Raw genomic sequence first — 19,176 nt, 5'->3', positions numbered from 1 at the left:
GATCAATCCCCTCCAATTGCGAACCCCCCAATGAAACAGCCCGCAGAACCGAAGCGCTGCGGGCTGGAGTCAAGTTGAACAAGGGGTGGCTTGCGCCACCGCTTGCCATTGGGCTTGCGGTGTCCGGCTTTTAGCCGTGGTAGGCCGACTCGCCGTGTGAGGAAATGTCCAGACCTTCGCGCTCTTCTTCTTCCGTGACGCGCAGACCAATGGTCAGGTCCACGATCTTGAAGGCGACGAGAGAGACCACACCCGACCAGACAATGGTCAGCAGCACGGCTTTGGTTTGGATCCACACTTGCGAAGCGATGGAGTAAGCGTCGGGTGCCACCATGGCCACGGTGACCCAGTCACCCACAGCGCTGGGGCCACCCAGGGCGGGGGAGTTGAACACACCGGTCAACAAGGCGCCGACGATACCGCCCACACCGTGCACACCGAACACGTCCAAAGAGTCGTCTGCACCCAGCATCTTCTTCAGACCGTTCACACCCCACAGGCAAGCAAAGCCTGCCACGATGCCGATCACCAGACCACCACCGATGCCCACGTTGCCTGCGGCTGGCGTGATGGCGACCAGGCCGGCCACCGCACCCGAAGCGGCGCCCAGCATGGAGGCTTTGCCGCGCATCAGGGCTTCACCCACGCACCAGGCCAGCACCGCACCAGCTGTCGCGACCAGGGTGTTGATGAAGGCCAGGGCTGCAAAACCGTTGGCTTCCAGAGCCGAGCCGGCGTTGAAACCGAACCAACCCACCCACAGCAAGGACGCACCCACCATGGTCAAAGTCAGGCTGTGGGGGGCCATGGCTTCACGGCCATAACCCACGCGCTTGCCCACCATGAAGGCACCCACCAGACCGGCCACAGCAGCGTTGATGTGCACCACAGTACCGCCTGCGAAGTCCAATGCACCCCACTGCCAGATCAGACCGGCTTTGCTGGTCATTTCGTCGGCCACTTCCTTGGCGGTGTAGGCGTCAGGGCCCATCCAGAACCAGACCATGTGCGCGACTGGCAGGTAGCTGAAAGTGAACCACAGCACCATGAAGGCAAGCACAGCAGAGAACTTGATGCGCTCAGCGAATGCACCCACGATCAGGGCACAGGTGATGCCTGCGAACGTGGCCTGGAAGGCTGCAAAGGTGATTTCAGGAATGACCACGCCCTTGCTGAAGGTGGCCGCGTTGGCAAAAGTGCCCGCGGCGTTGTCCCAGATGCCTTTCATGAACAGGCGGTCAAAACCACCGATGAAAGCATTGCCTTCGGTGAACGCCAGGCTGTAGCCATAGATGAACCACAACACCGTGATCATGGAGAAGGTGACCACGACTTGCATCAGCACAGACAGCATGTTTTTGCTGCGCACCAAGCCGCCGTAGAACAGGGCCAGGCCCGGAATGACCATCAGGATTACCAAGATGGTGGAGACCATCATCCAGGCAATGTCACCCTTGTTGGGCACGGGCGCTGGCGTGGCTTCGGCCGCAGCGGGCGTTGCAGCAGCAGGGGCTGCAGGTGCCGGTGCTGCATCGACCGGTTTGGCCTCTGCGGCAGGGGCCGTCACGGCAGCGGGGGCGGTTTGAGCTTGGGCAACGGACGCCGCAGCGAACACACCCAAACCCAGACTCAGGCCCAAGGCCAAGGTAGCGAGTAATTTTTTCATTTTTGGCTCTCTTTCTGGTCCATCAAAGGGCTTCAGCGCCGGTTTCACCGGTGCGGATGCGAACCACTTGTTCGAGGTCGTACACAAAGATCTTGCCGTCGCCAATCTTGCCGGTGCGGGCACCGGCTTCGATGGCTTCGATCACGCGCTCGACGAGTTCGTCGGACACAGCGGCTTCGATCTTCACTTTGGGCAAAAAGTCGACCACGTATTCCGCACCGCGGTACAGCTCGGTGTGGCCTTTTTGACGACCGAAGCCTTTGACTTCGGTCACGGTGATGCCCTGCACGCCGATGCCCGAAAGTGCTTCACGCACCTCGTCCAGCTTGAAGGGTTTGATGATGGCGGTCACCAGTTTCATGATGGCTCCTTGTGTGAGTGTTCGGGGATCAGAAGGCGTATTTCAGGCCGACGACCAGCGCATCTTTGCCGTTGTATTTGCCAGCCAACGTGTAAGGTCCTGTGTCGGCATTGGTGCTCACGGCCATCGCAGAAGCGCTCAAACCATTACCCAAATCTTTACCCAAAGTGAGTGAGTAGTCGTTGTACGTGGCCAAGGGTGTGTTGTTGATCATCTGACGACCCACGTGTGGCGTCAGCGTAAAACCGTTGCCCAGATCGAACGTGGCGCTCAAATCGAGGTAGTAACTGTTTTTGCTGTTGACGTTGCCAAATGTGTTGGTCAAGGCGTGCGAGTACTTGGCTGTGAACACGTTGTAGGTCACTGCGCCATACACCTCTGTGGTGTTGGCATTTGCATAATTCGCCACCGCACCCAGCGTGTTGCCAAAGTACTGGTAACGCAAAACACCCACGTCATAAGACACATCGCCTGCAGCGCCTTTGAAGCCACCATACAGGTCCACTTCGGTCGTCCCTTTGCTGGCGCCGGAATCCTTGATCCACTTGATGGTCGAACCCCAAGCACCCACATAAAAACCGCTCTTGTCTGCGTAATCCACACCACCTTGCAAGGCGGGCTGCAGACGCGACTGAGAAATGCCGCGGTAACGGTAATCGGTGGTCACGCCGACGTTGAACGACACGCTGCTCGCAGGGGCTGCTGCTTGGGCTTGGGCCAAGCCGCTCACGGAGCCCAATGCCAGGGCGATCAGGGAAGGAACGAGGATTTTTTTCATGGGGAACTCCAAAAAAGTGAAGAAAGGACAAGCACCACATGCAGATAGCGTGCCAACCTTGTTCTTACCCCCTCACCAAGGGCAATTACCAGTGCGTTCTCACTCTGTGCATGATTGAATGGCATTCAAACAAGTTCGGTGCGCTCGGTCTGCGTGCACGGACACACACCATGCACCAGCATGGGGCAGGGAGAGGGTATGAGTCTCAGTTTGGTGCACAGCCGTGCCTTGGTCGGGCTGCAGGCGCCCGCAGTCACCGTTGAGGTGCATTTGGCCAATGGCTTGCCCAGCTTCACCTTGGTGGGCTTGGCCGATGTCGAGGTCAAGGAAGCCCGCGAGCGCGTGCGATCGGCCTTGCAAAACAGCGGACTGGACTTTCCGCACAACAAACGCATCACCGTCAACCTGGCCCCGGCGGACCTGCCCAAAGACTCCGGACGACTGGACTTGCCGATCGCGCTGGGCATCTTGGCCGCCAGCGGGCAGATCGATGCCAGCCAGCTCGGTGGCTACGAATTCGCGGGCGAGTTGTCGCTGTCGGGCGAGTTGCGCGCGGTTCGCGGCGCACTGGCCATGAGCCTGGCGCTGCGCCAACAGCAAGTGCGCACCCGGCTGGTGTTGCCGCCAGGCAGCGCCGAAGAAGCCGCCCTCGCGCCCGACGCCGAAGTCTTTCGTGCCCGGCATTTGCTCGATGTGGTGCAACAATTTCTGCCCCCCTCGAACGAGCCTCCGCCAGAGCCAGGCGAGGGCTGGGCACGCATGGCCGCTTCCACCCCCCACCTGCCGCCGAGCTATGCCAATCTGGCCGATGTGAAAGGCCAAGCGGGCGTCAAACGCGTGCTGGAGATCGCCGCCGCAGGCGGCCATTCGCTGCTCATGGTCGGCCCGCCAGGCTCGGGCAAATCCATGCTGGCGCAGCGTTTTGCGGGCTTGCTGCCGCCCATGTCCATTGAGGATGCGCTGGAGTCGGCGGCGGTGGCCAGTCTGGCTGGGCGCTTCGACCTGGCCCGCTGGGCGCAACGCCCTACCGCCCAGCCCCACCACTCGGCCAGTGCGGTGGCTTTGGTCGGTGGCGGCTCGCCGCCCCGGCCAGGCGAAATTTCATTGGCGCACCATGGGGTGCTGTTTCTGGACGAACTGCCCGAATTCCCCCGCGCCGCTTTGGAGGCCCTGCGCGAGCCACTGGAAACCGGCACCATCACCATCGCCCGGGCAGCTCGGCGAGCCGAGTTTCCAGCACGCTTTCAGCTGATCGCCGCCATGAACCCCTGCCCCTGCGGCTACCTGGGCAGCGCCACACGAACCTGCCGCTGCTCTCCCGACCAGGTCAGCCGCTACCAAGGCAAGCTCAGCGGCCCGCTGCTCGACCGGATCGATTTGCACATCGAAGTGCCCAGCCTGGCCGCGCAAGACCTGCTGAACGCGCCGCCCGGAGAAAGCACAGAGACCATTGCTGCCAGAAGTCTGGTCGCCCGTGAACGGGCTTTGGCCCGTCAGGGCTGCACCAACGCGGCGCTGCAAGGTCAGGCCATCGACACCCATTCTCGTCTGGGCGACAGCGCCACCACCTTGCTGCAAAAAGCCGCCGCCAAGCTGGGCTGGAGCGGGCGCAGCGTACACCGCAGCCTGAAAGTGGCCCGCACCATCGCCGATCTGGCAGGCAGCGACACCATCGCTTCGGTGCATGTGGCCGAGGGCCTGCAGTACCGGCGGGTGCTGCAAGGGCAGTGAGAGGGGCCTGCGCTGAAGGCGCCTGAGGGCGCCACCCGACAACCGCCTCAAACCAAGGACAAGCCCCCGTCCATCATCAGGGTGTGGCCCGTGACCAGACCCGAGGCGGACGAAGCCAAAAACATCACCGCGTGCACGATGTCTTCTTCGGTGCCGGTGCGCTTGAGCGGAATGCTTTGCGTCTTGGTGCGCACGTAATCCGGGTTCGCAAACAAGTCCTGCGTCATGCCCGAGGGAATCGCTGTGGGGGCCACCGCATTCACACGCACCCATGGAGCCCACTCCACCGCCAGCACCTTGGTCATGTGCGAGACGGCCGCTTTCTGAATGCCGTAGGGCGTGCCCTTGCCCGATACCACCACCCCGTTGACGCTGCCGATGTTCACGATCGCACCCCCCCGGCTGCGCATGGGCTCGCCAAAGACCTGGCAGCTGCGGTAAACCCCATTCAGATTCACATCGGTCAGGGTCATCCAGGTCTCTTCGTCACAGCCCGCAAAGTCCGAGCGAATCTGCAGGCCGTGCGCATTCACCAGCACATCCAGGCCCGCCGTCTGCGCCAATTCGGCTTGCACCGCCTGCAATGAAGCGCGGTCACGCACATCGGCCACGCGGTGAGTGATGCGCGGATCGTGTTCATCCGCCGCTATCGGGGACCGGTCCACGCACCAGACCTGCGCTCCCAAAGAGGCAAACCCCCGGCTGATGGCCGCGCCCAAGGTGCCGCGTCCACCGGTCACCAGCACCTGCGTGCCCACCAGATCGCGGTAGGGAAACGCGTAATCACCCGAAGGCGCAAAGTTGCCCAAAGCCGCCATGACTCAGTCCACGGTGGCGCCAGAGATCTTCACACCCTCGGCCCACAACTCGATCTGGCGACCCACAAACTGTCGGAACTCATCGGGTTTGTTGCCCACCACGGTGCTGCCCAACTCGTTCATCTTTTGTACCACATCGGGCTGCTTGAGCGCATCGGACAGGTCCTGGGCCAGTTTGTCCAGCACCGGCTTGGGCGTGCCCTTGGGCGCAAAAAAGCCTGCCCAAGGCGCAGCATTGAAATTGGCAAAGCCTTGCTCGGCCACCGTTTTGTATTCAGGCGCACCGGGGGCGCGCTGGGGGGTGGTGATCGCGATCATCTTGAGCTTGCCGGCCTTCAGGTGCTGCTGCACCGCTGGCAATCCCGTCACACCCACCATCAAGGTGCCCCCCAGCAAGTCGGTGATCATGGGCGTGCTGCCCCGGTAAGGAATATGGGTCAGCTGCACATTGGCCTTGGATTTCAAAATCTCCATGCCCAGGTGCGAGGCGGTGCCATTGCCGTCCGAGCCATAAGAGAGTTTGCCCGGCTCTTTTTTCAGCAGGGCGATCAACTCGGCCAGGTTGTTGGCGGGCACCTGCGGGTTCACCACGATCGCGTTCGGGTAGATCGTGGCCTGCGTCAGCGGCTCGAAATCATTGAGCGGGTGGTAGGGCATCTTCTTGTACAAAGAGATGTTGATCGAATGCGAGCCGGTCACGCCCAGCACGATGTTGTGGCCATCTGGTGCCGACTTGGCCACCAGGTCCGAGCCCACGTTGCCGCCAGCGCCCGCCTTGTTGTCGATGACCACGGGCTGGCCCCATTTGGTGCTGAGCTTTTCGGCCACCACACGGGCCGTGATGTCCGTGGCCCCACCCGGTGGGAAAGGCACCACGATGCGCACCGGCTTGTTCGGAAAGTCGGTGGTTTGTGCCGCGACAGGGCTACCGAGCCAGGCAGCAGCCAGCAAAGCGGTCGTCACAAGGGTTGTCTTCAACATGGTGTTTTCTCCTAGGGTGAATGCCAAAACGGGAAAGGGCGTGCGTCCAGCGGGGCGTGCAGCAACTGCGTGGCCCAGTCTGCGGCCTGCGCGGCTGACAAACTGCCCTCGCAGTAAGTCAAAAATTTGTTCGTCAATTCACGCTCGGCGAAGGGCATTTGCGCATCGCCAGGCACGGCTGTGATGACATGTTCATGCCGGGTGCCATCGCTGCAGTCGATCAACACCCGCGCACCGCGCTGTTGTTGCTGTGTCCACGGGGCATCGATTTGCACCTGCACCTTGGCCTCCAGGTCGCGCAGCACAGGGTCCTGAAACTGTGGCTCGCGGTAGACCCAAGGGTCCAGCCGCCCCCAACGCAGCATGGCGGCCAAGCCAAAGCTGAGGGAAAACTGCGCCTGCAAAGGCGTTTGGGGTGCACGGTTACCGCAGTAAATGGTGGCCTCTTCGTAGACCTGCAGCACCACGCGATCGATCTTGGTCACCTCCAGCGACAGCCGCAGCGCGTGCGCAGCCAAAGCGCCGTAATGCACATGGCGAACCGCCGCATAGGGTTTGAAATAGCCTTGCAGCAACTCAAACCCTGGTGATGCGTCAAAAGGCAATGGCGGTTTGCCCAGTCCGATCTGGGCGTATTCGGCCACCGCCCCAGCCGGGGCCGTGATGCCACTGGCCACGGCCAGCGCGGCGCTTTGCCCGAGCTGCGCAGCGTGGCCCAAATAGGTGTTGCGCGCGGTGGCACCCGAACGCACGGGCAAGTACAAGCTCATGGGCAATTGACAAGCGGCCACCTGGACCGCTTGCGCGATTTGATCAGGGTTCAGGCCCAGCGCATGCGCCACTGCCGCCGCCGCACCCAAGGCGGGCCAGTTGCCATCGACATGCATGCCTTTGTTGATGCGCAAACTCGCCCCCATGCGGGCCCCGATTTCGTAACCCAGCACCAAGGCATGCAGGAACTGCCCATAGGTCAGACGCGAAGCCATCGGCAACAGCGCCGCCAAAACCGCCACACCCGGACGTCCGTGGGCGCCGGCATGGCCTTCGCAAGCCTCATCCCAGCAGGCCGCCATGGCCAGCACCATGGCGGCATTCGCCGCCGACAGGCCAACTCCGGCATCCGGGGTGAAGCGAAAGCTGCCCGGGTCAGCGGCTGCAGCGCATTGCGCCAAGCAGGCCACCGGCTCTGCGCGCAAGCCCGCCATGATGCAACCCATGGTGTCCAGCACCAGCCAACGGGCACGGGTTTGCAACGCAGGTTCGGCATTCAAATCCAGCGTGTGCAAGCCCCTCAAAACACCAAGCCATTGAGCATCCATACTTTGTCCACTTTGTGCCCACTTTAAAGGGGTTCGAAGATGATCACAGCACCCATGCGACAGTGTTGAGGCCCTGTTTCGCGAAGTTGAGGGCAACACCGTGCGGACAGATCAGGATAATGAATCCATGCCTTATTTCCATCGCCAACACATGAAGACTTTAGGCTTGGGGCCCTTCAGCGTCTGGCTGTCCCTGCCCCAGTTGATCACTTGGGGCAGCGTTTTTTACACCTTCTCCTTGCTCATGACGCCCCTGGAGGCGGAGCTGGGCATGGGGCGGGCAGAGTCATCTCTGGCGTTCAGCCTGGCGCTGCTGGCCGAGGGACTGATGGCTTACCGGGTGGGGCGCTGGATCGATGCGGGGCACGAGAGGCGGGTGATGACGCTGGGCTCGGTGTGGTTGGGCCTGGGGCTGGTGGGCCACAGTGCGGTGACGTCGGTGGCGGGCTTTTACGCCGCCTGGATCTGGCTCGGTCTGGGCATGGCGGCCACGCTCTACAACCCGGCGTTTGCCGTGGTCACGCGCCGTTTTGGCCAGGACTTTCGCCGCGCCATCATCACGCTCACGTTTTTGGGTGGCCTGGCCAGCACGGTGTTCATTCCGCTGTTTGCCTGGTGGATGGAGTTATGGGGCTGGCGGCAAGCGTTGTGGGCGCTGGCTGCACTGCAGCTGCTGGTGTGTGCACCTTTGCACGGCTGGCTGCTGCACGAGGCACCGCGCCCACAGGTCAGCGACACCGACCGCACACAGACCGAGCACGGCACACGCGCCGACACGCCCAACCCCTCTTTGCCCGTGCCCGTGCCCGTGCGCGAGCACCTGCGCCACGCGCCGTTTTGGCTGCTGGCCTTGTTCATGGTGCTGACCATGTCGGTGACTTCGGCCCTGCCCGCGCACATGATCGCCTTGCTGCAAGAGTCTGGGCTGTCCCCGGCCTGGGTGCTGGCCATTCCGGCGGCCATTGGGGTGATTCAGGTGCTGGGGCGGTGGGTGCTGTTCGTGTTTGAGCGCCATTGGGATGTGCACGCCGCCAACCGCTGGATTCCAACGCTCATCCCGGCTGGCGTGCTGGTGCTGATGATCGGCGGCCTGCACCCGGTGGCTGCACTGGTGTTTGTGCTGCTTTACGGCTTGGGCAATGGCATGAACACCATCGTCAAGGGCACGGCCATGGCGCAGTACGTCAGTCGCGCGCATGTGGGGCAGCTCAATGGCCTACTGGGTTTGCCGATTGCACTGGCGCGGGCCGCGGCGCCGCTGATTCTGGGTCTGTTGTGGTCGCCTCAGCACGGTTACACCTTGGCGCTGTGGTGGCTTCTGACCGCCAGTGTGCTGGGCACCGGGGCGCTGTGGGCGGCGCAACGCTGCGTCCTCCAGCCCAAGCGCTGAACCGGGTTGCACGCGCTCTTATATCTACTTTGGCATATATAACCAACTAAAAAATCGTTCCCATGTCTTTGGCGGGTGGCCACAATCGCACCATCTTTTGCTCACCCCCGTCAGGAACGACCCCCATGAAACACTTCTCTGCCCTGGTTTTGGCCTTGTCGGCCACCGCCTTCTCTGCCTCCGCTTTCGCCGCCCAGCCCTTGCTCAGCCCCGCCGAGTTGCAGGCCAAACTGTCAGACGCCAACGTGCGCGTGATCGACATCCGCGACCCCAAGTCCTATGCGGCCAATCACATTCCGGGCGCCATCAATGCGCCTTATGGCACCTGGCGCGGTCCAGCCAGCAACCCGGGCGAGTTGCCCGGCCTACCCAAGCTGACCACCCTGGTGCAAAGCCTGGGCCTGACCCCCAGCACCCACGCGGTCATTGTGTCCAGCGGTGCAGACGCCACCGACTTTGGGGCCTCGGCCCGCGTTTACTGGACCCTCAAAGTGCTCGGCCTCAAAGACCTGTCGGTGCTCAATGGCGGCGTGAAGGCCTGGACCACCGCCGGGCTGCCGCAAAACAACCAGGCCGTGAAAGTGGCGGCCAGCAGCTTCCAGCCGCAAATCGACAAGAGCCTGGTCGCCACCAAGGAAGAGCTGGTGGCGCGCGTGAAAGCCGGTGACGCCGCTTTGATCGACGCCCGCCCCGCCGAATTCTTCAAGGGCGACACCCGCCATGTGGCCGCGAGCGTGCCCGGCACCTTGCAGGGCGCAGTGAACGTGGAACACGACAAATGGTTTGCCCCCGGCACCTCCACCTTTGTGAACACCGAGCAGGCCCAAAAAGTGGCCGCCGCCAGCCCCATCGACCCGGCCAAAGAGACCGTGTCCTTTTGCAACACCGGCCACTGGGCGGCGACCAACTGGTTTGCCATGTCTGAAGTGCTGGGCCAGAAAAACGTGAAGCTCTATGCGGGCTCCATGGTGGAGTGGTCCAAAGACGCCAGCGGCCTGCCCATGGCCAATGTGCCCAGCCGCCCCAAGCAGCTCATGATCGACGCCAAGTTCTGGGCCGAAAAAACCTTCAAATAAGTTCAGGTCATGAAGCGCCTTCCTTTGGCGGCCTTGCTGGCCGCCTTTTTCATCTTTTTGGCTCTGTCCGTCTCCATCCGCCAATCCGTGCTGATGGCGGTGGGCGTGGGCATGGGCGCGGCTTTGGCCGGGGCCCGATTTGGTTTCACCACCGGCTGGCGGCAGCTCATTGAGCAGCGCAACCCGCAAGGCGTGACCGGCCAGGTGCTGCTGCTGGCCCTGGCCAGCCTGGCGGCGTTGCCGCTGCTGGGACAATTTTCTGAACTGCACGCCGCCCTGGGGCCCCCCAGCGTGAGCCTTCTGGTGGGGGCTTTTGTGTTCGGGCTGACCATGCAGATTGCCGACGGCTGCGGCTCGGGCAGTTTGTACAAAGCAGGTCTGGGCGTGCCGCTCAACATGGGCATCTTGCCGCTGTTCGCCTTGGGCAGTTTTTTGGGTTCGGTGCACCTGGACAGCTGGTTGTCACTGGGTCAAGTGGCCCCGGTCAGCTTTTCTGCCGAATACGGCACAGGCGGCGCACTGGCCCTGACCTTGGCTTTGCTGGCCGCCGTGCTGGTCGCGGTGCGGCTGTGGGTGGGCGCGGGCCAAATCTGGCTGGACAAACGCTGGATCTGGGGTGCGGTGGCGCTGGCGCTGCTGGCCACACTCAACTTGCTGCTGGCGGGCCAGCCCTGGGGCGTGGTCTATGGCTTTGGCCTGTGGGCCGCCAAGATCTCGGTGGCACTGGGTGCGTTTGACCCTGCAGCCAACGCCTTTTGGGCTCAGGCCGGCAACGCGCAACGGCTGACGCAAACCGTGTTCATGGACGTGACCACCATCACCAACGTCGGCATTCTGGGCGGCGCGCTGTGGGTCTCGGCCAAGGCCCCTGCGGGCAGTAAGCCTTTGACCACGCAGCAATGGGTCATTGGCCTGGTGGCCGGATTCGTCATGGGCTACAGCTCGCGCTTGGCTTTTGGTTGCAACATCGGCGCCATGCTCAGCGGCATCTCGACCGGCAGCCTGCATGGCTGGTTGTGGGTGCCCCTGGCCTTTGCGGGCACGCTGATCGGTGTGCGTGTACGCCGCCATTACCAGTTCTGAGGGAGACCGCATGAGCAACACACACAAACTGCAAGCGGTTTTCTGGCTCGGCCTGGCTGCCTTTTTGAGTTGGGACTTCATGGTCTCGGCCCCGGTGGACCTGCGCAACGAACCCCCGCTGATCGCGGCTGGATCGGGGCAGGCCACGAGCGGCGGGCATTGCTCGATGGCCAAGTGAAGCGGTTTTTCTATGAAGGAGTCTTGGCTTTCGACCCACGGGAGACGTTCGTTCGCAATTGATTTCAGAAAATTTCGCTTCAAATTAGCGAAGTGACACCAAGACTGAACGAAGGTCAGGGCCTGAATAATGCGGCTGAGACGACAGTGCTTCGAACGGCAAACCTTGCCGATTGACCCAATGCGTTTTGAAACCAAACCAAGTTGCGCCCAACGCATCCCATGCGTTGCTGGACACAAAAAGCACTTCTTCTTGTCGGACAGGGATCGACTGTTGCACCAAGGCGTAGCTTTCCGGCGAGGTTTTGAACAAGCGCACAGCGTCCACCGAGATGATGTGGTCCAACACATCGCCCATGCCAGCACTGTTCACCGCCGAACGGAGCATGTCCATGCTGCCATTGGACAGGATGGCCGTGGTCAGGCCCATGGCTTTGATCTCTTGGAGCACCTTTAAGTTCTCTGGGAACGCCGTGAGGTGCGCATATTGCTGCATCAGCTGATCTGTTTGCCCAGACGCACGGTCCAGTTTCAAGCGGTCCAGCGTGTATTCCAAAGACAAGCGCGTCAATTCCCAAAATGGCCGAAAGTATCGACTGCCCGATGGGTTGTGTGGATCAGATTGGGTGATCAGTCGGGTGTATTCAATTTGTTTGTCGCGCCATTTCACGGCAATGTCTGCACCCTTGTCCGGATAGAGCGATTCAGCCAATGCCTGAATCGAGTAAACATCAAACAGCGTTCCGTAGGCATCAAAAACTACCGCTTTGATCATCACCGTTTACTCCTTGTCGATCTTCAAGAAACCGTTTTCGCATCCTGTCCAAACAGAATGGATTTCGCTTTTTCATCTACGGTAGGCGCGACGTTGATGGTCTTGGCCATCTCATACGCCTTTTGGGTCGCCGGACGATTCTGAATCCTCTCTAACCATTGCCCGAGTGCTGGAAACTGATTCAAGTCCTGGCGTTGACGCTCATGCGGTACCACCCAGGGATACGCTGCCATGTCTGCGATGGAATAGTCGCCACAGATGTAATCGCGTCCATCGGATAAGTGCTTGTTCAAAACGCCATACAAGCGAGATGTCTCCTTGACGTAGCGGTCGATGGCGTAGGGAAGCTTTTCGGGGGCGTACTGCACAAAATGGTGATTTTGACCGGCCATAGGGCCCAAGCCCCCCATTTGCCAGAACAACCATTTCAGACACTCATTTCGTCCACGCAGGTCGTGAGGAATGAATTTTTTTGTTTTGTCAGCCAAATACAAAAGAATCGCGCCCGACTCAAAAATGCTGATCGGTTCACCGCCGTCTTCGGGCAATGTGTCAACGATGGCGGGGATTCGATTGTTCGGGGCAATGCGCAAAAAATCAGGCGCAAATTGCGCCCCCGTGCTGATGTTGATGGGCTTGATGTTGTAAGGAATTCCTGACTCTTCCAGAAACAAGGTGACCTTGTGACCGTTTGGCGTGGTCCAGTAATAAAAATCAATCATGTACTTGCTCCTTTACACAGCTACTGCTCGATTCAGCGCGTCAACCAACGCCGCGCCGCAAAACTCAGCGCATCCACGCAAGCCACCATCAGCAGCATGGCCGCCAAAATGGTCGCCGTCTTGTTCATGTGGAACAGGCCCATGTGGAAGGACAGCATCTGACCCAGCCCGCCTGCACCCACCACGCCCAGCACGGCGGCGGCGCGGATGTTGTTCTCCCAGCGGTACAGCGTGTAGCTCATGAGCTGCGGCAACACTTGGGGCAAGGTGGCGTAAAAGAACACGCGCAGCGGGCCCACGCCCTGGGTGCGCAAGGCGTCGCCAGGGCCGGTGGGCACGTTTTCCATGGCCTCGGCAAACAGACGGCCCAGCACGCCGCTGGTGTGCAGGGCCAGCGCCAAGGTACCCGCCATGGGCCCCAGGCCTGCCGAGATCAGCAGCAACGCCGCCCACACCAACTCAGGGATGGCGCGCAGCGCATTGAGCAACCAGCGCGTGGGGCTGCGCAGCCAAGCCGGGTCTTGGGCGGACATGCGGCTGGCGGGCACGGCCAGCGCCAGGCCCAGCACCGCGGCGATGGCGGTGCCCAGCGCCGACATGGCCAGCGTTTCCCAAGCAGCCCAGGCCACTTTGTTCACGAATACGGATGACAAGTCAGGCGGGAAAAACTCGGCCACAAAGCGGCCCATGCTGCGCGCCGCTTCCATCGACGCAAAAGCCGCCCAATCTAAGTCGAGCGAAACAAAGCTGGCCACCACCAACACCAGCAAAGCGGCGGTGAACCAGCAGGCGCGGCAGCGTGCATCAAAAATCGGTGGTGGTAATTTGTAAGGCGGGTTGGCCGCTTCGCGTGAGAACGACTTCATGCCAGCGCCTTTCGGAGCCAAGCGCTCACGCGGTCGGCGATCGCCACCAGCGCAATGAACACCAGCAGCAAGGTGGCCACTTCACCGCCGTTGAACATCTTCATCGAGTTATCCAGTTGCTGGCCCAAGCCCCCCGCGCCCACAAAGCCCAGCACGACCGAGGAGCGGATGGCGCATTCCCAGCGGTACACCGTGTAAGAGGCCAGTTCGGCCGCATGGCTGGGCAGCAAGGCATAGACAAAGGCTTGCAGACGGCCGCTGCCGTTGCGCATCAGGGTCTGGGTGGCGTGGCTCTCGCTGCTTTCCAAAATCTCGGCGTACACCTTGCCCAGCATGCCGCCATAGGTCAGCGCAATGGCCAGCACGCCCGCAGTCGGCCCCAAACCCACCACACGCACAAACACCAGCGCCCAGATCAGTTCGGGAATGCTGCGCAGCACAATCAGTGCGGCACGCACGCACCAGCGCAGCACGGCTGGCCCGCGGTCCATGCGGCCAGACAAGGCAGACAGCGACAAGACCCGTGTGGCCAGCAAGCTCAAGGGCACCGCCAGCACCAGCGCCAGCGTGACGCCGGCGGTGGCCATGGCCACGGTGCGCCAGGTTTCGCGCACCACCATCTGCATGAATTCAGCGTTGTGCACCAGCGGCCAAAAACTGCCCACGAAGTCGGCAGTGACCTTGCGGTTCTCGGGTGCCCACAACACCCACAAACGGAATTCGGTGGCCACCCCCAGCGGCCACAACAGGACCAGCGCAAGACTCAGCCAGAACACACGTGCGACAAAAGCCGGGTCACGCGCCGGAGCAGTCAGGCGCGGGCGGGCTGCAGGCAAGGAGGACACAGAGGCGGACATGTGCGGTGCGCGTGGCGTGAAAGACCTGGCCGCGTCAACGGCAATGCATCACCACGGGCGCGGGTGCTGCAGGAGGCGCATCTGGCAGCACCACAGACAGGGCCTCGCCACGCAACTCGTGCTCGTATTGGTCGTACAAATGCGCCAAGCGCTCGGAGCTCACTTGTGCAGAGGGCAGGTCAAACACCAGTTGCCCATCGCGCAGGCCGATGATGCGCGGAAAGTGGGCCAACGCCATGTCCACCTGGTGCAGCGTGGCCACCAGCGTGACCTGGCGCTCGGCGGCCAGGTTCACCAACGCGGCCATGGCCATGCGGGCGCGCATCGGGTCGAGCGCCGACAGCGGCTCGTCGATCAGCCACAAGCTGGCCGGGGCCAGCAGGGCGCGGGCCAAGCCCACCCGCTGACGCTCACCGCCCGACAGGCGGTCCACGCGGTCGAACAATTTGTCGCCCAAATCAAAGTGCACCAAAGCTTCGTAAGCAGACGGGATGTCGGCCGGGTAAAACAGCGAACGCAAACTGGCCCACAAGCCCATGGTGGGCAAACGCCCGGCCAGCACCGAGGTCACCACCCGTTGGCGCGGCGGCAACGGTGGCACCTGGGGGGCCAGAAACAACTGCCCGCGCCAACGGCGCAAGGCCCGTGCAGGCAGCGTCCAAGGGTTCACGCCGGCCAGTTGCAGTTGGCCCTGCGTGGGCGGCTGAGCGCAGGCCAACACCTGCAACAAGGTCGTCTTGCCCGCACCCGAGGGGCCGATGATGGCCACCTGCTCGCCTGCAGCCAAGCGCAGGTTCAGCCCACGCAAAGCCGCTGGCACCCCGGGCAAGGCTGCCGGATGTCGGGCCTCCAGGCCCAATAGCTCGATGTTCACCGCGCCGCTGCTCAGGCTTTAGAGCAAGCCCGCGCTGCGTGCGGCCGACTCCAGACCCTTGTAGTTGTCGGGCGTGGTGGAGATATAGCGGGTCGAGCGGTTGAGCTTCAGGATTTCGGCGTGCTCGGGGTTGGCGGGGTTCAGGGCCAACAAGGCCGCCTTGATTTTTTCGCGCAAGTCGGCGGGCATGTCGGCGTGGACCGACCAGTTGTAGTTGAAGTAAGGCGGTGTGGTGTAGAACACGTTCACAGCTTGGGTGTCGACCTTGTTCTCGGCCACGAACTTTTTCCAGACCGTGATGTCGAGCGCAGCGGCATCGACCTTGCCGCTGACCACCGAGGCGATGGTGGCGTCGTGTGCACCACTGTAGGCGATGCGCTTGAAGTCTTTTTCAGGTTCGATCTTGGCCTGCAGCAAGAAGCTGCGCGGCATGAGGTGGCCCGAGGTGCTGCTTTGCGAGCCGAAAGACACTTGTTTGCCCTTCATGTCGGCCAGCGTCTTGATGCCCGAGTCGGTCTTGGCGATGAACACCGACTGAAAACGCGTGTCTTCTTCGCGTTGGGCAATGGGCACGATTTTGCCGCCAGAGCGGATGCTGGCCTGCACAAAGGTGAAGCCGCCAAACCAGACCACATCGACCTTCTTGTTCACCAGCGATTCCACCGCAGCGGGGTAATCGGTCACGGGGGTGAATTGCACCTTCATGCCCAGCTGCTTTTCCAGGTAATTGGCCAAGGGCGTGAACTTGCGCACCTGCTCGGTGGCTGCTTCCTCGGGGATGGTCGTCACGCGCAAGGTGGTCTGGGCTTGGGCCGCGCTGATGGCCGACAGAGCCAAAAAGCCCGCACAGGCCGAGGACAGGAGTTTGGAGAAGAAGGCGTGGGTCATGGTGGCTTTTCAAAAAAAACAAACAGCCCAGATTACACACTGAAATCCTTGCACCCCGCCAGGCAGTGGCCAAACCTGCGCAGGACTGCGACACGCGCAGTGACTTAATATGACGCATGACCACGCCCCAATTCATCCAGCTGTACCAGCACAACGCCGCCGCTGTGGCACTGGAACTCTTGCAGGGCCTGAGCGCCCCGCAGGCCTTCACCTCGCCCAAATACCTGTACGACGCCCTCGGCTCGCGCTTGTTCGAAGCCATCACCGAACTGCCCGAGTACGACCTGACGCGCACCGAGGCGCAGCTCATGCACCTGCACCGTGCCGACATGGCCCGGCATTTGCCCGCGGGGGCTTGCTGGATCGATCTGGGCGCGGGCAACTGCGAAAAAGCCGGACGACTGCTGGGGCCGCTGCAAGCCGGGCGCTATGTGGCGGTGGACATTTCGGTGGACTTTGTGCGTCAGGCCCTGGACAGCCTGCAACGCCAACACCCGGGCCTGGTCATGACCGGCTTGGGGACCGACTTTTCAGGCGGCCTGGATTTGCCAGCCGGCTTGGGCCTGGACCCGGCGCAGCCACGCGTGTTGTTTTACCCGGGCTCGAGCATCGGCAACTTCACGCCCGATCAGGCCTTGGGCTTTTTGCAAAGTCTGCACCTTGCTTGCGGCGCTGCCATGGGCAGTGGCTTGCTGATTGGCGTGGATTTGCTCAAGGACGCGGCCGAGTTGGAGGCGGCCTACGACGACGCCTTGGGCGTGACGGCAGCCTTTGACTTGAACCTGCTGCTGCACATCAACCGCTTGGTGGGCAGCAACTTTGCAGTGCGCGACTGGCGGCACCTGTCGCGCTTCAACGCCGAAGCCTCGCGTGTGGAAATGCACCTGCAGGCACGCCAAGCGGTGCAGGTGCGGTGGCCGGGCGGCGAACGCCTGTTTGCCAGCGGCGAAACCATCCACACAGAAAACGCCTGCAAATGGACGGTGCCGAACTTTGCAGCCTTGTTGCGCTCGGCAGGGTTTGCCCAAACCCGCGTCTGGACCGATCCGGCCGAGCGCTTTGCGGTGTTTTGGGCCTCGGCCTGAGCTTGTCACCCATTTGATTGGTCGGCATGGGACGCGTGCCCATAATGAATCGGCCACGGCGCTCTTGCTGTGTACTTATTCCATGACCAGGAGACTTGCATGTTGAACGATTTGAAAGACAAAGTGGTGTTGATCACCGGCTCCAGCACCGGCATCGGAGCCGCTGCTGCCGTGGCCTTTGGCAAGCTGGGTGCCCGTGTGGCCGTGCATTACAACAGCAGCAAAGGTCCTGGCGAAGAAGTACTCCAAGCCGTCAAGGCCACGGGCGCACAGGCCGTCTTGCTGCAAGGCAATGTGCTCGAAACCGCCCAATGCCATCGCCTGGTCGAAGAAACCGTCAAGGCTTTTGGTCGCATCGACATCCTGATCAACAACGCTGGTGCCTTGGTCCAGCGGGTGCCCATTGAAGAGATCACGGATGAACTGTTTGACAACGTGGTGCACCTGAACGTGCGCTCGGCCATGATGTGCACGGCTGCCGCGGTAGGCGCCATGCGCAAGCAAGGTCAAGGCGGCGTCATCATCAACGTCACCTCGGTCGCAGCCAGACATGGCGGTGCAGCAGGTGCTTCGCTGTATGCCGGCTCCAAAGGCTTTGTGTCCACCATGACCAAAGGCTTGGCCAAGGAACTGGTCAAAGACAAGATCCGCGTCAACGCGATTGCCCCCGGCGTGATCACCACCCCGTTCCATGAGCGGTTTTCCACGCCCCAAATGCTCGAAGGCTTCAAAGCCACGATTCCCATGAACCGACTGGGCACCGCCGATGAATGCGCCGGTGCATTCCTGTACCTGGCGTCCGAGCAAATGTCGGGTTATGTGACTGGGCAGATCATCGACGTCAACGGTGGGCAGTACATGCCCTGAGGGTCAATGCCCTGATGGGTTGAGCACGGTCACGCGCCACAGGGTGCGTGGCCGGGTCAGGTCGATCAAGGGTGCGCTGTGCAGCAGCAAGGCGTTGTCCCAGACGATCACATCGCCGTTTTCGTAGTTGTTGGTGTAGCAGTATTTGTCCTGCGTGGCGTGCGCCGCCAGTTCGCGCAACAAATCCAGGGCCTCGCCATCGGGCATGCCCTCAATCCCAAATGAGCTGCCGCTGACGGCATACAGGGCCGGCTGCCCAGTGAAGGGGTGGGGTTTGACCAGCGGGTGACGCACCCAATTGACCCGCTGGGCTTGCTCGGCATTGAGCACAGACGCCACGCTTCGGGACTGCTTGTCCAGGTCGTCGCGGTTGCCATAGTGGTGCTTGACCACGAGGTCCTTGATTCTGGATTTCATGCCAGACGGCAGATCGGCATAGGCCTTGGCCTGGTTGGCAAAGGTGGTGCCGTTGGGTGCGGGCGGCACGTCCTGGGCGTGCAAGATAGTGCAACGCGCCACATCGTCCAAATACGAATAGTCGGTGTGGAAATACGTGCCTGCATCCACCAGCCCCGTGGGCTTGCCGTCCTTGAACACGTTGGAGAGGATCAGGATGTTGGCATCTTCCGGGTGGTGGAAAGTGTCAATGACATGGGGCGATGGCCTGCCCCACTGTTTGGCAAATGCCACCATTTGAGCGGGCGTGAGCGACTGGTTTTTCAGCACGATGAAACCGTGCCGATGCAAGGCATCCGCCACCCACTGCTGTTGGCTGGCGTCCAGAGGCTTGGACACATCCAGCCCGTCGATGCGGGCGCCCAGAACATCACTCAAAGGTGTCAACAACGGCATGGTATTGGCT

At 61.8% G+C, this 19,176-nt stretch carries 20 protein-coding genes; 7 read left to right on the top strand and 13 right to left on the bottom strand.

What is annotated here, in order from left to right:
* Positions 1-130: 130 nt before the first annotated feature.
* The 3 genes from LHAB_RS04985 to LHAB_RS04975 are packed head-to-tail and all read right to left on the bottom strand — an operon-like array spanning position 131 to position 2,805.
* Positions 131-1,666, bottom strand: a complete 1,536-nt coding sequence (locus tag LHAB_RS04985; protein WP_090044248.1) for an ammonium transporter — start codon at positions 1,664-1,666, stop codon at positions 131-133.
* Positions 1,667-1,688: 22 nt separating this feature from the next.
* A complete protein-coding gene (gene glnK, locus LHAB_RS04980; RefSeq protein WP_062406859.1) occupies positions 1,689-2,027 on the bottom strand; it encodes a P-II family nitrogen regulator in 339 nt (112 codons plus the stop codon).
* Positions 2,028-2,055: 28 nt separating this feature from the next.
* Complete coding sequence (locus LHAB_RS04975) at positions 2,056-2,805, bottom strand: TorF family putative porin (RefSeq protein ID WP_090044247.1); 750 nt, start codon at positions 2,803-2,805, stop codon at positions 2,056-2,058.
* 198 nt (positions 2,806-3,003) lie between these two features.
* On the opposite strand from LHAB_RS04975, the gene LHAB_RS04970 reads away from it, so the two are divergent.
* On the top strand, positions 3,004-4,536 hold the full coding sequence (locus LHAB_RS04970) for a YifB family Mg chelatase-like AAA ATPase (RefSeq protein ID WP_090044246.1): 1,533 nt from the start codon (positions 3,004-3,006) through the stop codon (positions 4,534-4,536).
* A gap of 47 nt (positions 4,537-4,583) precedes the next feature.
* On the opposite strand, the gene LHAB_RS04965 is transcribed toward LHAB_RS04970, so the two are convergent.
* From LHAB_RS04965 to LHAB_RS04955, 3 genes are read right to left on the bottom strand one after another with little or no spacing between them, the layout of a single operon-like run.
* Positions 4,584-5,354, bottom strand: a complete 771-nt coding sequence (locus tag LHAB_RS04965; RefSeq protein WP_090044245.1) for an SDR family NAD(P)-dependent oxidoreductase — start codon at positions 5,352-5,354, stop codon at positions 4,584-4,586.
* Between the two features lie 3 nt (positions 5,355-5,357).
* Positions 5,358-6,335, bottom strand: coding sequence for a Bug family tripartite tricarboxylate transporter substrate binding protein (locus LHAB_RS04960; protein WP_090044244.1), 978 nt, complete (start codon positions 6,333-6,335; stop codon positions 5,358-5,360).
* An 11-nt stretch (positions 6,336-6,346) separates the two neighbouring features.
* A complete protein-coding gene (locus tag LHAB_RS04955) occupies positions 6,347-7,654 on the bottom strand; it encodes an MmgE/PrpD family protein (protein ID WP_090044243.1) in 1,308 nt (435 codons plus the stop codon).
* Between the two features lie 127 nt (positions 7,655-7,781).
* On the opposite strand from LHAB_RS04955, the gene LHAB_RS04950 reads away from it, so the two are divergent.
* The 4 genes from LHAB_RS04950 (at position 7,782) to LHAB_RS14630 (ending at position 11,381) form a co-directional block, all read left to right on the top strand.
* The gene (locus tag LHAB_RS04950; protein WP_228763352.1) at positions 7,782-9,044 is read left to right on the top strand and encodes an MFS transporter; all 1,263 of its coding nucleotides are present in this window, start codon (positions 7,782-7,784) and stop codon (positions 9,042-9,044) included.
* A gap of 125 nt (positions 9,045-9,169) precedes the next feature.
* Positions 9,170-10,120, top strand: a complete 951-nt coding sequence (locus tag LHAB_RS04945; protein WP_090044241.1) for a sulfurtransferase — start codon at positions 9,170-9,172, stop codon at positions 10,118-10,120.
* A gap of 9 nt (positions 10,121-10,129) precedes the next feature.
* On the top strand, positions 10,130-11,203 hold the full coding sequence (locus tag LHAB_RS04940; protein ID WP_090044240.1) for a YeeE/YedE thiosulfate transporter family protein: 1,074 nt from the start codon (positions 10,130-10,132) through the stop codon (positions 11,201-11,203).
* Positions 11,204-11,213: 10 nt separating this feature from the next.
* Positions 11,214-11,381: a hypothetical protein gene (locus LHAB_RS14630; protein ID WP_194943102.1), complete on the top strand. Its 168-nt coding sequence runs from the start codon at positions 11,214-11,216 to the stop codon at positions 11,379-11,381.
* Positions 11,382-11,465: 84 nt separating this feature from the next.
* Here LHAB_RS14630 and LHAB_RS04935 read toward each other — a convergent pair whose 3' ends face one another.
* Genes LHAB_RS04935 through LHAB_RS04910 form a run of 6 tightly spaced genes read right to left on the bottom strand, consistent with a single transcriptional unit; the run spans position 11,466 to position 16,362 of the window.
* Complete coding sequence (locus LHAB_RS04935; protein WP_090044239.1) at positions 11,466-12,155, bottom strand: haloacid dehalogenase type II; 690 nt, start codon at positions 12,153-12,155, stop codon at positions 11,466-11,468.
* A 23-nt stretch (positions 12,156-12,178) separates the two neighbouring features.
* Positions 12,179-12,877 carry a glutathione S-transferase N-terminal domain-containing protein gene (locus LHAB_RS04930; RefSeq protein ID WP_090044238.1) on the bottom strand — a complete coding sequence of 233 codons (699 nt, stop codon included), beginning with the start codon at positions 12,875-12,877 and terminating at the stop codon, positions 12,179-12,181.
* A gap of 32 nt (positions 12,878-12,909) precedes the next feature.
* Complete coding sequence (gene phnE, locus LHAB_RS04925) at positions 12,910-13,743, bottom strand: phosphonate ABC transporter, permease protein PhnE (RefSeq protein WP_090044237.1); 834 nt, start codon at positions 13,741-13,743, stop codon at positions 12,910-12,912.
* Entirely contained in the window at positions 13,740-14,600 is an 861-nt protein-coding gene (locus LHAB_RS04920) for a PhnE/PtxC family ABC transporter permease (protein ID WP_090044236.1), read from the bottom strand. The genes phnE and LHAB_RS04920 overlap by 4 nt, the downstream gene beginning before the upstream one ends.
* A 34-nt stretch (positions 14,601-14,634) precedes the next feature.
* Positions 14,635-15,474: a phosphonate ABC transporter ATP-binding protein gene (locus LHAB_RS04915; RefSeq protein WP_090044235.1), complete on the bottom strand. Its 840-nt coding sequence runs from the start codon at positions 15,472-15,474 to the stop codon at positions 14,635-14,637.
* 18 nt (positions 15,475-15,492) lie between these two features.
* Positions 15,493-16,362: a putative selenate ABC transporter substrate-binding protein gene (locus LHAB_RS04910; RefSeq protein ID WP_194943101.1), complete on the bottom strand. Its 870-nt coding sequence runs from the start codon at positions 16,360-16,362 to the stop codon at positions 15,493-15,495.
* A gap of 116 nt (positions 16,363-16,478) precedes the next feature.
* On the opposite strand from LHAB_RS04910, the gene egtD reads away from it, so the two are divergent.
* The gene (gene egtD, locus LHAB_RS04905) at positions 16,479-17,447 is read left to right on the top strand and encodes an L-histidine N(alpha)-methyltransferase (RefSeq protein ID WP_090044234.1); all 969 of its coding nucleotides are present in this window, start codon (positions 16,479-16,481) and stop codon (positions 17,445-17,447) included.
* Between the two features lie 102 nt (positions 17,448-17,549).
* Positions 17,550-18,314 carry an SDR family NAD(P)-dependent oxidoreductase gene (locus tag LHAB_RS04900; RefSeq protein WP_090047691.1) on the top strand — a complete coding sequence of 255 codons (765 nt, stop codon included), beginning with the start codon at positions 17,550-17,552 and terminating at the stop codon, positions 18,312-18,314.
* A gap of 3 nt (positions 18,315-18,317) precedes the next feature.
* Here LHAB_RS04900 and LHAB_RS04895 read toward each other — a convergent pair whose 3' ends face one another.
* A complete protein-coding gene (locus LHAB_RS04895) occupies positions 18,318-19,166 on the bottom strand; it encodes a TauD/TfdA dioxygenase family protein (RefSeq protein ID WP_090044233.1) in 849 nt (282 codons plus the stop codon).
* Between the last annotated feature and the right edge of the window lie 10 nt (positions 19,167-19,176).

Source organism: Limnohabitans sp. 2KL-27 (assembly GCF_001269345.1).
GTDB lineage: Bacteria > Pseudomonadota > Gammaproteobacteria > Burkholderiales > Burkholderiaceae_C > Limnohabitans_A.
The sequence above is the reverse complement of the archived record's forward strand: the minus strand, read 5'-3'. Positions and strand labels throughout refer to the sequence as shown.

What these genes read in the sequence shown, in the direction of transcription:
- LHAB_RS04985 (WP_090044248.1), bottom strand. Translation starts at nt 1,666, where the DNA reads ATGAAAAAATTACTCGCTACCTTGGCCTTGGGCCTGAGTCTGGGTTTG.
- glnK (WP_062406859.1), bottom strand. Translation starts at nt 2,027, where the DNA reads ATGAAACTGGTGACCGCCATCATCAAACCCTTCAAGCTGGACGAGGTG.
- LHAB_RS04975 (WP_090044247.1), bottom strand. Translation starts at nt 2,805, where the DNA reads ATGAAAAAAATCCTCGTTCCTTCCCTGATCGCCCTGGCATTGGGCTCC.
- LHAB_RS04970 (WP_090044246.1), top strand. Translation starts at nt 3,004, where the DNA reads ATGAGTCTCAGTTTGGTGCACAGCCGTGCCTTGGTCGGGCTGCAGGCG.
- LHAB_RS04965 (WP_090044245.1), bottom strand. Translation starts at nt 5,354, where the DNA reads ATGGCGGCTTTGGGCAACTTTGCGCCTTCGGGTGATTACGCGTTTCCC.
- LHAB_RS04960 (WP_090044244.1), bottom strand. Translation starts at nt 6,335, where the DNA reads ATGTTGAAGACAACCCTTGTGACGACCGCTTTGCTGGCTGCTGCCTGG.
- LHAB_RS04955 (WP_090044243.1), bottom strand. Translation starts at nt 7,654, where the DNA reads ATGGATGCTCAATGGCTTGGTGTTTTGAGGGGCTTGCACACGCTGGAT.
- LHAB_RS04950 (WP_228763352.1), top strand. Translation starts at nt 7,782, where the DNA reads ATGCCTTATTTCCATCGCCAACACATGAAGACTTTAGGCTTGGGGCCC.
- LHAB_RS04945 (WP_090044241.1), top strand. Translation starts at nt 9,170, where the DNA reads ATGAAACACTTCTCTGCCCTGGTTTTGGCCTTGTCGGCCACCGCCTTC.
- LHAB_RS04940 (WP_090044240.1), top strand. Translation starts at nt 10,130, where the DNA reads ATGAAGCGCCTTCCTTTGGCGGCCTTGCTGGCCGCCTTTTTCATCTTT.
- LHAB_RS14630 (WP_194943102.1), top strand. Translation starts at nt 11,214, where the DNA reads ATGAGCAACACACACAAACTGCAAGCGGTTTTCTGGCTCGGCCTGGCT.
- LHAB_RS04935 (WP_090044239.1), bottom strand. Translation starts at nt 12,155, where the DNA reads ATGATCAAAGCGGTAGTTTTTGATGCCTACGGAACGCTGTTTGATGTT.
- LHAB_RS04930 (WP_090044238.1), bottom strand. Translation starts at nt 12,877, where the DNA reads ATGATTGATTTTTATTACTGGACCACGCCAAACGGTCACAAGGTCACC.
- phnE (WP_090044237.1), bottom strand. Translation starts at nt 13,743, where the DNA reads ATGAAGTCGTTCTCACGCGAAGCGGCCAACCCGCCTTACAAATTACCA.
- LHAB_RS04920 (WP_090044236.1), bottom strand. Translation starts at nt 14,600, where the DNA reads ATGTCCGCCTCTGTGTCCTCCTTGCCTGCAGCCCGCCCGCGCCTGACT.
- LHAB_RS04910 (WP_194943101.1), bottom strand. Translation starts at nt 16,362, where the DNA reads ATGACCCACGCCTTCTTCTCCAAACTCCTGTCCTCGGCCTGTGCGGGC.
- egtD (WP_090044234.1), top strand. Translation starts at nt 16,479, where the DNA reads ATGACCACGCCCCAATTCATCCAGCTGTACCAGCACAACGCCGCCGCT.
- LHAB_RS04895 (WP_090044233.1), bottom strand. Translation starts at nt 19,166, where the DNA reads ATGCCGTTGTTGACACCTTTGAGTGATGTTCTGGGCGCCCGCATCGAC.